This is a genomic window from bacterium (genome assembly GCA_019695335.1).
Classification (GTDB): Bacteria; CLD3; CLD3; order SB21; family SB21; genus JABWBZ01.
Genome location: JAIBAF010000079.1, coordinates 1 through 15022, shown reverse-complemented (window position 1 = coordinate 15022; position 15022 = coordinate 1). Strand labels below are relative to the sequence as shown.

At 42.8% G+C, this 15022-nt stretch carries 12 protein-coding genes; 9 read left to right on the top strand and 3 right to left on the bottom strand.

Going from position 1 to position 15022, the window contains the following annotated elements:
• On the bottom strand, window positions 1-1687 hold a 1687-nt coding region (locus K1X84_15065), incomplete at its 3' end, for a tetratricopeptide repeat protein (protein ID MBX7152947.1).
• Between the two features lie 58 nt (window positions 1688-1745).
• Here K1X84_15065 and K1X84_15060 point away from each other — a divergent pair.
• A complete protein-coding gene (locus K1X84_15060; protein MBX7152946.1) occupies window positions 1746-2387 on the top strand; it encodes a hypothetical protein in 642 nt (213 codons plus the stop codon).
• 58 nt (window positions 2388-2445) lie between these two features.
• Here K1X84_15060 and K1X84_15055 read toward each other — a convergent pair whose 3' ends face one another.
• Complete coding sequence (locus K1X84_15055; GenBank protein ID MBX7152945.1) at window positions 2446-3072, bottom strand: hypothetical protein; 627 nt, start codon at window positions 3070-3072, stop codon at window positions 2446-2448.
• 110 nt (window positions 3073-3182) lie between these two features.
• Entirely contained in the window at window positions 3183-3821 is a 639-nt protein-coding gene (locus tag K1X84_15050) for a sigma-70 family RNA polymerase sigma factor (GenBank protein ID MBX7152944.1), read from the bottom strand.
• A 139-nt stretch (window positions 3822-3960) separates the two neighbouring features.
• Here K1X84_15050 and K1X84_15045 point away from each other — a divergent pair, with 139 nt between their 5' ends.
• The 8 genes from K1X84_15045 to K1X84_15010 all read left to right on the top strand — a co-directional run bounded on the left by K1X84_15045 (window position 3961) and on the right by K1X84_15010 (window position 15012).
• Window positions 3961-4365 carry a hypothetical protein gene (locus tag K1X84_15045; protein MBX7152943.1) on the top strand — a complete coding sequence of 135 codons (405 nt, stop codon included), beginning with the start codon at window positions 3961-3963 and terminating at the stop codon, window positions 4363-4365.
• A gap of 34 nt (window positions 4366-4399) precedes the next feature.
• Window positions 4400-4594 (top strand): hypothetical protein, encoded by a 195-nt coding sequence (locus tag K1X84_15040; protein MBX7152942.1) that lies wholly within the window; start codon window positions 4400-4402, stop codon window positions 4592-4594.
• Window positions 4595-4861: 267 nt separating this feature from the next.
• On the top strand, window positions 4862-6013 hold the full coding sequence (locus K1X84_15035; GenBank protein ID MBX7152941.1) for a tetratricopeptide repeat protein: 1152 nt from the start codon (window positions 4862-4864) through the stop codon (window positions 6011-6013).
• Window positions 6014-6123: 110 nt separating this feature from the next.
• Window positions 6124-9198: a PAS domain S-box protein gene (locus K1X84_15030; protein ID MBX7152940.1), complete on the top strand. Its 3075-nt coding sequence runs from the start codon at window positions 6124-6126 to the stop codon at window positions 9196-9198.
• 151 nt (window positions 9199-9349) lie between these two features.
• Complete coding sequence (locus K1X84_15025; protein MBX7152939.1) at window positions 9350-11101, top strand: PAS domain S-box protein; 1752 nt, start codon at window positions 9350-9352, stop codon at window positions 11099-11101.
• Window positions 11102-11128: 27 nt separating this feature from the next.
• Window positions 11129-11572 carry a response regulator gene (locus K1X84_15020; protein MBX7152938.1) on the top strand — a complete coding sequence of 148 codons (444 nt, stop codon included), beginning with the start codon at window positions 11129-11131 and terminating at the stop codon, window positions 11570-11572.
• A 21-nt stretch (window positions 11573-11593) separates the two neighbouring features.
• Window positions 11594-13897 carry a PAS domain S-box protein gene (locus tag K1X84_15015; GenBank protein MBX7152937.1) on the top strand — a complete coding sequence of 768 codons (2304 nt, stop codon included), beginning with the start codon at window positions 11594-11596 and terminating at the stop codon, window positions 13895-13897.
• 44 nt (window positions 13898-13941) lie between these two features.
• Window positions 13942-15012 (top strand): response regulator, encoded by a 1071-nt coding sequence (locus tag K1X84_15010; GenBank protein MBX7152936.1) that lies wholly within the window; start codon window positions 13942-13944, stop codon window positions 15010-15012.
• Window positions 15013-15022 lie beyond the last annotated feature (10 nt).

Sequence of the window (15022 nt, the reverse complement as noted above, 5' to 3'; positions counted from 1 at the left end):
ACTGATACAAGACACCGTCGGGAATGATAATTAATGTTTTTTCTTTTGACAAAAATGGCTCAACGGGTTGAAAAAACTTTCGATAAAGACGGTTTAAATCGTTAATGGAGATATTATTATTATCCGTAACCGCTTTTTTGATCATGTTCGTCAACGAATCTTTCTGAAATTCCCAGATAACACCGCTAATAGATTGACCGGTAACAACTATCGCAGCTATTGAATCATCCGAAAGAACATATTCGACTAATTGATACATTTCACCCAATACACGCTGTAATGAATCTGTTGAAATATTATTAACTGATCGGAATTGAAAGTAGTTGGGATTTTCCAAACGGATTTTTTCCAGTATTTTTTCTCGCTCGATTTCCGACGCATACAGCTCAACGTTGACGACTGCCGAATCGGGATTGGCTTCATAAAACCGGCTGATTTTCTTTTCGATTGTTTTGAGGCTATCCTGATATTCACCGGCTTCTCCGCGCAGGTCGGCCAATGTCACTAGGCGGGACATATAACGCGCTTTTGCCCTTTCGATTACTTCCAACGCGCGACCCGCACGTCCGGATCGAATATAAAAAAGCGCGGCGCGTTTATAGACAAACCCGACTTCTTCAAAGAAAGCTGCTACAGAAGTTCCACTTACATAACGTGAACGGTTCTCGACTGCTTCCAAAGCCTTCTGATACAGGCTGTCGGCCGCCATCGTTTCATTGTTGATCGATTTTAACCATGCTAACCCACTCAAAGCATTCCAAGTCTTTCCGCCAAATGTCAGCGACATCTGGAATGATTTCAAAGCTTCATTAAATTGGCCGGCTTTTAATTGGTAATTACCTAAATCATAATAAATAATATCAGTTTCATCATCCTTGAGTTTCATTATTGGAAAAATCCTTAAATAAAACTTTATCGCCTTAGCCAGATTTCCTTTACGGTAGTATAACTCAGCAAGGTTATTTAAAATGGCAACCTGACGATCCTGCTTCAAAACTGGATTATTGATTCTCTGGCTTTTTTCCCATGCTAAAAAAAAACTTTCTTCTGCTTTTTCATAATCATTTAGTTGGAACGAAGCCCTGCCTTTTTGTAAGTAAAGAGATGCAGAAATATGGGTATAAATTGGGCGATCCTCATAAAAACTTAATCCTAAGTTGTAATACTTTAGCGCTTGTACATAATCACCAAGACGAGCGCTTAAAATGCCTAGTTGAGTAAAAATAAAATAATAAGCTACAGAATCCGTCTGTTGGAAATGGTATTTCTCAGAAATATTCATAGCCTGTTGTAGTAGATCAAATGATTCACTAAGACGATCAATATGCCAGTAAGCATTTGCCTGATTTATTAATGTATAATAAACATACTCGATATTGTTTAATGCCAGACAGATTTCTCTCACTCTTTGAAACATTTTTGCCGATATTTCTGAATCATAAAATTGTTGGCACTTTATGGCGAATTCAAAATATTGCTTTGCGATCTCAAATGAATCTTTTGCTGTTTGTGCTGAATCAAGCAGGCGTTCTATGGCTGGATATACCAGGTCAAGATCCTCTGTTTTTATCCATCCCTTGACGGTCGCAAAGTCTTGCCCAAACGAATTAAAAGTAAAAAGAAGGACTAAAATAAGTAACGTTTTTATTTGCGCACGTGACGGCTGTTGATTTATATTTTGTAGCATATGTAATCTTATATAATAAGACGAACGTATACGATAATTTAACAGAAGGGTTTATTTTATGGGTAATACTAATGAAAGTACTGGTGGTCCTCCTCCTGGAGGAGGAGGTGTATACACGGATTCGGGCGATTTATCCGGAATGTTACTCGAAATTGCTGCAGATTCTACAGTCGAAATCTCTCACACCTATCCAAAAACGGGTAGCCCAGATATGAACTGTCTTATTGTCGTCCAAGTCCAGATCAAAGGTCAGATGAAACTCAAGTGGGCTGACCCTAATTATGGGAAAGAAAGCGGCGATCATCGCGCTTCAGCGCTTAATGCCAAGCTTGCCAGTGACAAAATTCTTATCCTTATGTGTACCGAAGTGGGTTTTGAAAACACCACCGGTGCTATTACACCGGAGGATTTCTGGATTAGCTTTGGCATGACAAAACAAACGCGCTCGGATTTTGATCCTTACAATGAATACTGGGGCGTGAGTAATAAGCGTAATGATATGCATAGAATTCATCTGAAAGCGGGTCTCATCAAACAAGTTGACCTGTCGTGGCCTGGCGACCCTATCGGTATGGTATCACGGTCTGCAACAAAATCGCGAACGGCAACGCGTTCAGCTAAAAAGACTGCTAAGAAAAAAGTAAGCGGAAAGCGTCGTGCGAAAAGAAATAAAAAGAAGAAAACAACTAAACGGCGTTGATCACAACGCCGTTTAGAAAATCAAGTGTTTATTCGATAAACGACCATCAGCACACGGATCATTCTTCCGCGGCGGCTCGAATCAGTTCGATTTTTTTCAGATAAGCTTCAACCTTATAGAGCACGTCAGGATTACGGCTAATATTTTTAGCCCCGTTAAAGTAATTTTCCGCCACTTTAATTTGATCCAAATCGTAGTGCGGAAAAAGGCCCATGGTCGATTTTTTTGCTCCAAAAATAGCCACTACGCCTTTTTTGAATAACCGAACGTCTTCATTACCGGCAGACTGATCACCTCGATAGCTTTCCGGCGACGATGCAAATTTATAATCCATTTGAAAAGCTTCGAGCCCAATCGGTCCACGATCGAACGAACGGTTCATCATCCATACCGATAAGCCATACGGCAAGACTAATATCAGTATTACGGCGGCAATTTGATAGGGCCGCACAAACCTGGTCCTTCCTGTAGTCGATCGACCGGATAACTCTTCAAAATGCTCTTTTGCCGGCTTCATCGCATGTACTTGCTTATACCGTTCAGTCAAACGGTCATACACTGTGCGACAATCGGCACAATCATGCAAATGCGCTTCAATTGCTTTAGACTGATTTTCAGGCAATTGAAACTCATTTCGCAAAACATAATCAATCAATTCGTCTTCGTTACAATGCTGGTCTTTCATTGTCTTGGATTCCCCCTATAAAGTAATAACCTTACGTGAGATATTTGTTTCTATACTAATATAAGACACAAACGTAAATAAAACATAACAAATTTATTTTAAAGGACTTGTCACCAATCTTTGACTAAATTTGTCAACGATTCTGAGTGTCGAAGCTCTTTTAGTGCCCTTGAATAATAAGCCCGAACCGTTTCAACCGAATAGCCTGTTTCGGTTGCAATTTCATCATAACTCTTGCCTTCCCATATTTTCTTTCGTACAATGGCTTGAATATATTCAGGCAAATGATTCATCTCTTTCGATACAACTTCCTGATACAGGTTTTTTGAATCGATAACGGTTAGGATATCATTTTCGAAATCGACTTCAGTTTCTTCCTCCGCCTCTTCTAAAAGTTTTTCGCTCACCGGATACCAAGCCCTGACATAATTCAAATAACGGTATTTACAAATTACTGAAATCCAATGGGTCAGAACCCTCGTATTTTTTAAAGTGTGATGTTTCTTAAAAAAAGCAATAAAAACGTCTTCGATCAACTGTTCCGTATCGGAAATATCCTGAATCTTTCCCTTAACAAATTTACGGATAAAATACCTTCTGATCCAGCAATAGGCCCATATTTCCAATTCGCGTATGGTATTCGAAGAATTTTCCTGCCGCCACTGGTGATACAACTCATTGACTCGAGCCAGATCATTGATGGAAAAGCTCAAATTCTTAGTAGCAAGGTCATAAGCATGGTAGGGCATGTTGTAAACCCCCGATTAAAAACAGCAAAGATAGTTATGTTTTTCCTGAAAACGTGTCTTATATAAGTAAAAGCTATTTCGAAGCTTATGGATTAATTTAGAATAAATGCCAAAAAAAACAATAGTTAATACGTTTTTTATGAAACCGGTATTGGAAATCCCTGACAGGATATCAAATGACTATAAACCTATTTTAAATAAACGAACCATCTTGTTAGCGGCTCACGATGTGATCGAATTGGAATTATTGGGAAATGACCTGAATATCGGGGGCTATTATTGCTTGCTCGCCAAAGGCGAGGATGATACGATGGAAACGCTGCGGTTGATCAATGCGTCAGTCGTCATATTAGATACTGACGAACTGACGAACAATACAAGCATCGTTATGGCTTCAAAAATACGGACATTTCATCCATCAACTCGCATTCTTGTTTTGACATCAATACGCGACCATCAGTTTACATCTATAGCCGATGCTGTATTGATCAGACCTTTTAAAACACAACAACTGTACGATGCTTTAAGTTTCATTCTGACGTGATGAGTTAGAGAAACGCATCGGATGAGGAGAAATCATGAACGAAGAAATCAGTAAAACAGAATTGATTCAACATGCAAAGGCAATCCAATCGATCGCTAAAGCGATGATGCAGCAATCGCCGGATCATTACAATGAGCATACAGCTTTTAAAATCAGCGTCATTGCCGATTCGATTCTACAATTGGCACGTGCGATCCATACTCAGGCTGAATCCGTAGAAATGGATTAAACAAATTTAATCCAGATTTAACTTGAACAGATGCCTGCAATGTCTTTAAATTGAACCTGTTGAACTGCAAATGACCCTTTAGCACATCAGAGCACTTTCAATACTGAGGTAGTTTAGAAAATACTAAAGTACTATAAGCTTGTTTCCTCAAGTAGTACAGATTTCTTCCTTTAGCTACGATTTTAGTATCGATGTTTTTTAAAAGTTTAACCCTAACCGTACCCGCGCTCGACACCTTGCCGTGCCCCGCGTAAAGGAGGAATTTTCATGGAACAGATCGGAATCAACAGTAACGTGTTGGCCGGAGGCAAACTTTTCCACATTCAAACGGCGGGAAACATGGTGGAAAAAATGATCAAGTCTGAAGTCTATGACGGCGGACGCGTGATCATGATGCACAAGAAAAAACTCGATGATCCGTTTCATCAATATCTTAACCGCGAACAATTTCAGGAATTCATCAGCTCTTTCCATCACGAAATTGCATGGGAAATCGAGCTGCTGTTTTATATCCGCGACAAAATAAAAACCGTCAAACATGCCGTTTCCAATAACAAAATGGGCCTCGTTTTTCTGCGCAAAGGAATGATCGATGAGGCTATCGGTGAATTTGCCGAGGCCATTGAAAAAGACAACGAGATGATTGAGGCCTATAACAATCTCGGCACGGCCTATATGCAAAAAAGCGCATGGAAAGAAGCAATCGACATTCTTAAACGAGGATGCGAGCTTGCTCCGCAATTCCCTGATTTACGCAATAATCTAGGACTTGCTTATACAAAAATGCGCACTTACCTCGAAGCGCTGGATGCTTTCCAATCCGCACTCAAGATCAATCCAAACTATACCGAAGTATATATCAACATGGCCATGACGCATATCGAAAGCGTAATGTATGCGCCGGAAAATAAGAATTTACCTCCCCCCTCCATCCGTAAACGCCGGGCGCTCGAGAACATTCAGAAAATTGTATCATTCCCCGGCTATGCCGATGACCGTGCCTTGCAATCAAAGTTCGACAAAGCAATCAAAGAACTGAACACTGATGACCTTGCTAAATCATTACGCTCTTTGTATGAAGCCCGAGAGATGATGCACAACCCTAAAATGGATGAAACGATCCATGGCTTCTATCTGAAATTTCTTTTTGGAGGCGCCGGCAAGGATGATAAAGTACTTAACGAGTATCGATCTCAAATGGAAAGAGGCCTTGATGAAAACCCGAATTATGCCGATCTGCACAATTCGCTCGGCCTGGTATATTTGATCCAATGCAGAAATTTATTTCTCAAAGCCGTCGGACAGTTCAAAAAAGCACACGACATCAATCCGACGTACAAAAACGCCTATCGCAATTACAAGTTGGTACAGAACGACGGAAGGGAGTTTTTGAATTTACTGAGGGCCATTTTGAAATAGTGTCTAACAAACGCTTATTTCCTTCCGGCTGTTTAATCCGGACTTATATAGGCGCCGCCCGACGCCTTCCCACTCCCTATCGCATTCCATGAGGATTGCCGGAGACTCACATGGCTCGAGAACTTCGAGTACTTATTTTTGATGATTCGCCCGATGATGCAGAGTTGATCATTCAAGAACTGCGGAAGGGCAATTTTCTTTTCTGGTCATTGGTCGTGAAACACTTGGAAGAATTCTCTCAAGAGCTTCAGGATTTTGCACCCGACGTTGTCTTATTGGACTATGCTTTATCGGAAAATACGATTTTTCCCGCGATATATAGCGCGAAAGAACAGCGTCCTCTCATACCGATCATTGTGACTTCCGGACCACCGGATGATGAAGCGGCCATTGCGTGCATACATGCTGGAGCCGATGACTATGTAGCTCTTAATAAACCGCAACGCCTGATTCCGTCGTTGCGAGTAGCCTTAGAAAAAAAAGATGCCGATGCACGAGAATTTTACGAATCAAAAAAATTAAAAGAAGCCGAGCATCGTCTTAAAATTATTTCAGAAAATTCTGTCGACCTTATTGCCATCATGGATCCGGAGGGTCGTCGAATTTACACAAGTCCGGCCTATCAAAAAATTCTCACCGATATGCCACTGTTGAAAGGCGATAAGTTTTTTGATGAGGTACATCCGGAAGACCGCGAACATGTAAAATCGGTTTTTCAGGAATTGCTGGATACAGGCGATGTGCAGCGCTGTGAATACCGGTTGATGCTGAAAGACCGAAGCGTACGTTACGTCGAAGCCCAATGGAGCCTGATTCATGAATCCGATCCTGCTCTCCCGTTTATTTTATCCATCGGCCGTATTATTACCAAACGAAAACGCGCTGAAGAAGCCCTCAGAGAAAGTGTTAAATATTTCCGAGCGCTTGTCGAAAACATTTCCGACGCCATTGCACTCGTTAACCGTTATGGCATCGTATTGTATGCAAGTTCTTCGACCCGGCGCGTTATCGGATACACATTTAAGGAAATGGTCGGTAATAATATTTTTGAACTCATCCACCAGGACGATCTCGCATACACGATGAATGAGTTCAAATTGCTGCTCGAAAAGCCGGGTCGCACAACCTCGATTCAATTTCGCATGCTGCACAAAGATCAATCCTGGCGATGGATGGAAGGAGTAGCCAATAATCTGATGCTTGATCCGAGCGTACAAGGCATCGTCATGAACTATCGTGATATTACGCCTCGGAAAAAAACCGATGAAGAATTGCGTGAAACGGAAGAACGCTACAAGGAAATGTTTCATCGGCACCAGGCTATGCAATGGTTTGTCGATCCCGAAACAAAACGTATTGTTGACGCCAATTCTGCAGCGGCCGAATTTTACGGCTATTCCATGAGTGAACTCCGGACAATGACACTTGATCAGATCAACGTATTGCCCAAAGACGAACTTTCGTTCCTGATCAAAACCGCTACTGAAGAAAAGCAAAATGTCTTTATATTTCCCCATCGTTTAAAGTCGGGTGAAATTCGATTTGTGGAAATTCATTCCAGTCCGATTACAATCAAGAGCCGTAAATTATTATACTCCATCATTCACGACGTCACAGAACGTAAAAAGGCCGCAGATGCGTTGGCGACTGAAAAAGAACGCCTGCTCGTCACATTACGATCTATCGGCGAAGGGGTCATTACGACGGACACGGAAGGGCACATCCTTTTGATCAACCCTGTAGCCGAAACCATCACAGGCTATATGCAGTCTGAAGCCGAGGGGCAATCGGTTGAAACCATCCTGACCATTCTGGACGAACGTACGCGTAAACCCTTAGAGAGCCCAGTAGCACGTGTAATGCGTACAGGTGATATTGTCGAATTTACGGGTAATAGAGTTTTAGTAGATAAAGACCATCAAGAAAAATTTATCGCCCATACGGCCGCACCGATCCGCGATGAATCCGACAGAATCATTGGCGTTATTATCGTATTTAAAGACACGTCTTTGCAGCGAAAAATGGAAAATGAAATTCTGAATGCGCGCAAGATCGAATCAATTGGTATTCTGGCCGGAGGCATCGCGCATGATTTCAATAACATTCTTGCAGCTATTATTGGCAATCTGTCGCTCGCTAAAATGAAATTGCCTCAGGAACCCAAAGAAAAATTATTTGATATCCTCTCATCGGCCGAAAAAGCTTCCTTACGCGCCAAAGACCTGACACAACAGTTATTGACATTTTCAAGAGGCGGTGCGCCTGTTCGTAAAACCGCTCATCTTCGCGACCTGCTCAGAGAGTCAGCCGCTTTTGCTTCGACCGGCTCTAATGTGCGGTGCGATCTGAATCTGCCTGATAATTTATGGCAAGTCGATATTGACGCCGGACAAATGAACCGCGTTATTCATAATTTGATCCTGAATGCCCAACAAGCAATGCCCAATGGCGGCATTATTCATTTAAACGCCGAGAACATTACCATCAAAGCCCATACATCGGATCATCAACTTGGTTTACGGCCGGGACGGTATGTCAAAATTTCCATTCGCGATCAGGGAACGGGTATTCGCGAAGAACACTTACAAAAAATTTTCGATCCGTATTTTACAACAAAATCCGGCGGCAGCGGACTTGGGTTGGCGACGAGTTACTCAATCGTCAAAAATCACGATGGCTTAATCGCAGTCGAATCCAAGTGGATGAGCGGCACAACATTTTATATTTATCTTCCCGCTTCCGACAATCACCCTGAAATCCCCTCTGACATTGAGAAGCCGGATACCAATCATCACGGACGGATTTTAATCATGGACGATGAAGCCGCCGTACGGCGGATGCTCAGTGAAATGTTAAAATATATGGGCTTCACGGTGTGGGAAGTGTCCGATGGACAAGAAGCGGTTAAAGCTTATCGTTCGTTCCGCGATCGAGGAGAACCGTTTGACGCCGTCATTATGGATCTGACTATTCCCGGCGGCATGAGCGGCAAGGAAACCATTCAGCAACTGATCGCCATTGATCCGCATGTACGGGCCGTGGTATCCAGCGGTTATTCCAATGATCCGGTGATGGGGCGATACAAAGAACATGGCTTCAGTGAAGTTTTGCCAAAACCTTACAACGCCGACGATTTGGCCAAAACTTTGAACGAATTACTCAAAGAAAAGAATTTACATCCCTGAACATTTTATATATCTTTACAAAGTCCGGCAAACGCAAATCTCTATTCATTCGGATTGTTTCTCTATTCTGAATCGGCCAAGCTGCAAGTTCTCTAGGATTGGTAGAAGTCATTTAGCATTCTTTTCAATTGACGAAAGAAGCTTGATTGTTATGAAACGCTTTGAATCAAAGTGGGCATCACGGATTTTGTCTTTACGCATCGTCCTGATCTATGCTTCCTTCGGATCTTTATGGATCATTTTTTCCGATCTGGTTTTGGAAGAGCTTCAACTGCCTGATTCCTTTCGTTTTTCAATCATGAAAGGTATTCTCTTTATTGCGATCACGAGTTTGTTGCTTTACAGCCTGATGCGTCGCGATATGCGGCAGCTAATACAAGTTCAATCAAAACTTAGCGAATCCGAAATCCGTTACCGACTGCTTTTTGACAGCAATCCGCTGCCAATGTGGGTTTTTGATTCGGAAACGCTGCGGTTTCTGGCTGTAAATCCCGCCTCCATACAGACTTACGGTTACTCACGGGAAGAATTTCTTTCCATGACCATTCGCGACATTCGCCCGAAAGAAGATGAAGCGGTACTGACGCATTACCTGGAAACAACTAACAGGTATGAGCGCCATCATTCCGGAGTGTGGAGACATCGGAAAAAAAATGGAACGTTTATCGACGTCGAAATTATATCCGAATCGCTGGATTTCGAAGGACGCCCAGCCCGGTTGGTGCTGGCCAACGACGTTACGGAAAAGCAGAGAATAGCACGAGAGCTTACCGATAACAGAACTCAGATAGCGGCAATTATTGAATCGGCTATGGACGCCATTATTACTATCAGCGAAGACCAGCGAATCATTTTGTTTAATTCAGCGGCTCAAAACATGTTCAAATGTTCACGGGAAGATGCGATCGGACAGCCGATTGAACGATTTATTCCACAACGTTTTCGTAGTGCTCACCGCGGTCATATCCATAATTTTGGTCAAACAGGAGTTACCAGCCGTCATATGGGCGCACTCGGAGAAATCAGCGGCATTCGCAGTAATGATGAAGAATTTCCAATTGAGGCATCGATTTCACAAGTTGAAATCGGGGGCGCCAAATTTTACACCGTGATTCTGCGGGATGAAAGCGTTCGTAAGCAACAGGAAGAGGCCATTCGCCAATTTAGCGAAGAATTGGAGCAGCGCGTGATCGACCGCACGGCTGAACTGACATTGGCCAATAAAGATCTTGAATCATTCAGCTACACCGTATCGCACGATCTCCGTGCTCCGCTGCGTGCTATTGAAGGATTTGCGAATATCCTGCTCGAGGATCATTTTGATCATTTGGACGCGGAAGCAAAACGCTTGCTTAAAGTCATATCAACCAATGTTCATCAAATGAGCATGCTCATCGATGATCTTTTAACATTTGCACGGCTTAGCCGTCAATCCATCGAAATCGAAAATGTCCCGATGCATTCTCTTGCGGAAAGCGTCGGAGAGTGGTTTATCCGGCACGATCCGCGTTATGACAATTCCGAATTGAGGATCGATCCGCTACCGGATGCCAATGGCGATCAGGCTATGCTGAAACAAGTATGGCAAAATCTTATTGGCAATGCTTTTAAGTTCAGCAGTGTTCGTGAACGCCCCATCATTGAAATTGGAGCTTTCCATCGCCCTAATGAATGGGTATATTATGTTCGGGATAACGGTGTAGGTTTCGACTCAGCTTACACGCACAAACTTTTCGGGGTTTTTCAACGTCTCCATAGCGCACATGAATTTGAAGGTACCGGCGTCGGCCTCGCTATCGTCCACCGCATTATCGAAAAACATGGCGGTAGCGTATGGGCAGAAAGCGCCTTAAATAAAAACGCTGCTTTCTATTTTTCTCTACCATCTCATAAAACATCGTAAGCCTGCACAAAAAAAAGGAGAAAGATCATGGATACTTTCAATGGAGTTGAAATTCTACTGGTTGAAGACAATCCTCATGATCAGGAACTTACTTTGCGTGCACTCAAAAAGCAGCATCTGGCCAATCACATTCACATTGCCAATGACGGAATTGAAGCTTTGGATTATATTTTCAGTACCGGCCCTCATGCGGGTAAACCGATTAATCATGGTTTAAAAGTCATTTTGCTGGATCTCAAACTCCCGAAAGTAGATGGCATCGAAGTTTTGCGGGCAGTCAAAGCGGATGAACGAACCAAAAAAACTCCGGTGGTAGTCATGACGTCATCCAAAGAAGAACGCGATATCGTGGAGACTTACCGGCTCGGCGTCAATTCTTACATTGTCAAACCGGTCGATTTTGAAAAATTTATGAAATCAGTAGCGGATATCGGTTTGTATTGGTTACTGCTTAACCAAGTACGTCCTTAGTACGATTTTTCCGGGGGATTTATGAATACATCGGTTCGTATTTTGATTCTTGAAGATTTTCCGTCTGATCTTGAGTTAGTTAAATACCAATTAAAAAAATCGGACCTGTCACTCACGATCCATGCGGTCGACAATCGTGGCGACTTCGAGCGCGAACTGACTGACTTCTCACCCGACCTGATTCTATCAGACTATAACTTGCCCCAATTTACAGCACTCGATGCTTTGAAACGCCTGAAAGAACGACAACTCGCTACGCCATTAATACTCGTCACCGGAACGCAGAGCGATGAGATCGCTGTCGAATGCCTCAAAGCAGGAGCCGAAGATTACATTCTAAAAAATAATCTGACTCGCCTTAATAGTGCCATTCACAATGTTCTGCAAAAACGTGATACGCATCGTGAAAAAGAAGCTGCGCTTACGGCATTGAAAGAAAGCGAAACCCGCTATCGCAATTTGTTTGAAAATTCCACCGATATGGTCTACACGCTCGATACAAAAGGCTGCGCTACTTCGCTTAACCCGGCTTTCAAAACGATCACGGGATTTGAACCGCAGGAATGGATCGGAAAACATTTTTCAGAAATCATTCATCGCTCGGATTTTGAATATTTGCGTGAACTATTTAAAAGCGTCATGACTGGAACGACTGTTCCCCCGTCGGAAATACGCCTCTTACAAAAAGACGGTCATTATACTTTTGTAGAATTTACAGCCGTTCCATTGTACGAACTTGGTGAAATTAACGGTGTTTTAGGGATCGTACGTGACATTAGTGGTAGAAAACACGCTGAAGAACAAATTCGCGAACAGGCAGACTTGCTGAACTTAACTCGAGACATCATCATATTAAAGCGCCTTGAAGGTGAAATTCTTTTTTGGAATCAGGCCGCTGAAAAAGTACTTGGCTGGACAACTAAAGAGGTCTTAGGCAAAAGCGTCTTTCAATTGCAATTGCGCGGGAAAGAGCGATTTCACCAAAATGTATATAAAGAGCTTCTCGAAAAAAGCCATTGGCAAGGAGAAGTCAAGTTATTGACAAAATCCGGAAACGAGATCCTGGTTGACAGCCGTTGGACACTAATTAAAGACGGTAATCGTAATCACCATACTATTCTAACTGTGAATACAGATGTGACGGAGCAAAGGAAACTTGAAGCCCAATTCTATCGCGCCCAGCGATTGGAAAGTATCGGAACGCTCGCCAGCGGCATCGCGCACGACCTTAATAACATGCTGATGCCGATTATGCTTGCAGCGCACATCCTCAGTAAAAAAGCCGTCGACGATGAAGGACACAATTTATTACAAACAATCCAATCCAGTGCGGAACAAGGCGCTAATTTAATTAAACAGGTACTCTCTTTTGGGCGCGGTATGGAGGGTGAACGCACACTGGTGCAATTGCGATATTTGATCAAAGACGTTTATAAAATTCTGGAGAAAACATTTCCAAAAAATATCGATGTACAAATTATCGAACCTAAAGAACTTGCACTTGTTAATGCCAACTCCACCCAGTTACACCAGGTCTTGATGAATTTATGCGTCAATGCTCGCGACGCGATGCCTAATGGTGGAACACTCACCATCGAAACCACTGAATTATTTATTGATGAGCATTACGCGCAGATCCATATCGATGCCAAAAGCGGATCGTACGTCATTATCCGTGTAACGGATTCCGGCACCGGTATTCCCGATTCGATCAAAGAAAAAATCTTTGATCCTTTTTTTACAACTAAAGAACCCGGGCAGGGCACCGGTCTTGGATTGGCTACGGTATTCAACATCGTCAAAGGACATGGCGGATTTATTACACTCATCTCCGAGCACGGTCAAGGTACAACTTTCAAGATTTATATTCCGTCTGTTGCAGCTGAAAACGAAAAACAAGCGACAGATACTCAGTTAAAATGGCCGGCCGGGCATGGTGAATGGCTGCTGGTTGTCGAAGACAATGCATCCGTTCGGGAGATTACACGTACGACGCTCGAGAGTTACGGTTATCATGTGTTAACGGCCAACGACGGAGCTGAAGCCGTCGGCCTTTTCGCACAAAACCGTTCTATGATCAAAGCAGTCATCCTCGACATGTCCATGCCGATCATGGACGGCCCTTCGACAATTCGAGCATTAAAAAAAATTGACCCTGATATTGCCATTATTGGCGTAAGCGGATTACAGGCATCGCGTTCGTTGGACAAAAATCTCGCAACGGAATTGTTTGCATTCATACAAAAACCTTATACGACTTTGACGTTGCTGACAACATTGAATGATTTGCTTAATAAAAATCCTAAGAACCCGAATTCAATATAGCCGTACAACCGTAACGTGAATCATTGGAAATGACCAAATAAAAAATGATTGCGTCATTAAAAATTCTCATCGTCGAAGATTCGGCATCCGATTACGAATTAATCCGATATGAACTTTCCCGGGGTGGAATAGTATATGAAGACGTACGAGTAGAAACTGAAGAGCAGTTTCTTACCCAGCTATCAACATTCGACCCGGATATCATTTTATCGGATTATACATTGCCCGATTTCGATGGCATGAAAGCGCTTCGACTCGTTCAGCAAAATAATTGTCACAAACCTTTCATTGTTGTCACCGGATCAATCAATGAAGAAACAGCCGTTGCATGTATGAAAGCCGGCGCAGCTGACTATCTAATCAAAGACCGACTCGACCGGCTTCCGCTATCCGTTCATAACGCGATTGAACGTTCATCTATTGAAAGGGATAAACGAAATACTGAAGAACAATTACGGCAACATACCGAACAATTACGGAAGTTGCATGCTTATCTCCAAACAGCCATCGAAAAAGAACGTATGGCAATTGCTCGCGAAATCCACGATCAGATTGGCCAGGCATTGACCGGGTTGAAAATGGATATTTCATGGCTCGAAAGACATCCATCGGATAGTTCTATCTCCATAAAGCTGCAATCAATGTCAGAATTGGTCGATGAAACTATTACGCTCACGAGGAAAATTTCATCCGATTTACGGCCTGCAGTACTGGACAATATTGGTTTATCAGCAGCTATTGAATGGCAAACTGAAGAATTTCGAAAACGAGCCGGCATCCCCTGTGACCTCATTCTTCCGAACAAAAGCTTTCCGATCGACAGTAATCAATCAACGGCCGTGTTTCGAATTTATCAGGAAATATTGACGAATATCATCCGGCATGCGGGCGCAACGAAAATAAAAACATGTCTTCAAGCTAACCAGTCTTTTCTGAAATTAACGGTTACCGATAATGGCCGAGGCATTGCCCGCGACGAATTACACAGTGCGTCTGCGCTTGGGTTGGCCGGAATGCGTGAACGTGCCGTAATCGTTGGTGGAAAATTGGATATAACAGGAAGCAGTGCCGGTACAATTATCACTTTGACAATTCCAATGGAGGTTTCAGAATGATTCGTGTTCT

Bases quoted from the DNA above. Each gene is read 5' to 3' on its own strand.
- K1X84_15060 (MBX7152946.1), top strand. From the start codon at position 1,746: ATGGGTAATACTAATGAAAGTACTGGTGGTCCTCCTCCTGGAGGAGGA.
- K1X84_15055 (MBX7152945.1), bottom strand. From the start codon at position 3,072: ATGAAAGACCAGCATTGTAACGAAGACGAATTGATTGATTATGTTTTG.
- K1X84_15050 (MBX7152944.1), bottom strand. From the start codon at position 3,821: ATGCCCTACCATGCTTATGACCTTGCTACTAAGAATTTGAGCTTTTCC.
- K1X84_15045 (MBX7152943.1), top strand. From the start codon at position 3,961: ATGAAACCGGTATTGGAAATCCCTGACAGGATATCAAATGACTATAAA.
- K1X84_15040 (MBX7152942.1), top strand. From the start codon at position 4,400: ATGAACGAAGAAATCAGTAAAACAGAATTGATTCAACATGCAAAGGCA.
- K1X84_15035 (MBX7152941.1), top strand. From the start codon at position 4,862: ATGGAACAGATCGGAATCAACAGTAACGTGTTGGCCGGAGGCAAACTT.
- K1X84_15030 (MBX7152940.1), top strand. From the start codon at position 6,124: ATGGCTCGAGAACTTCGAGTACTTATTTTTGATGATTCGCCCGATGAT.
- K1X84_15025 (MBX7152939.1), top strand. From the start codon at position 9,350: ATGAAACGCTTTGAATCAAAGTGGGCATCACGGATTTTGTCTTTACGC.
- K1X84_15020 (MBX7152938.1), top strand. From the start codon at position 11,129: ATGGATACTTTCAATGGAGTTGAAATTCTACTGGTTGAAGACAATCCT.
- K1X84_15015 (MBX7152937.1), top strand. From the start codon at position 11,594: ATGAATACATCGGTTCGTATTTTGATTCTTGAAGATTTTCCGTCTGAT.
- K1X84_15010 (MBX7152936.1), top strand. From the start codon at position 13,942: ATGATTGCGTCATTAAAAATTCTCATCGTCGAAGATTCGGCATCCGAT.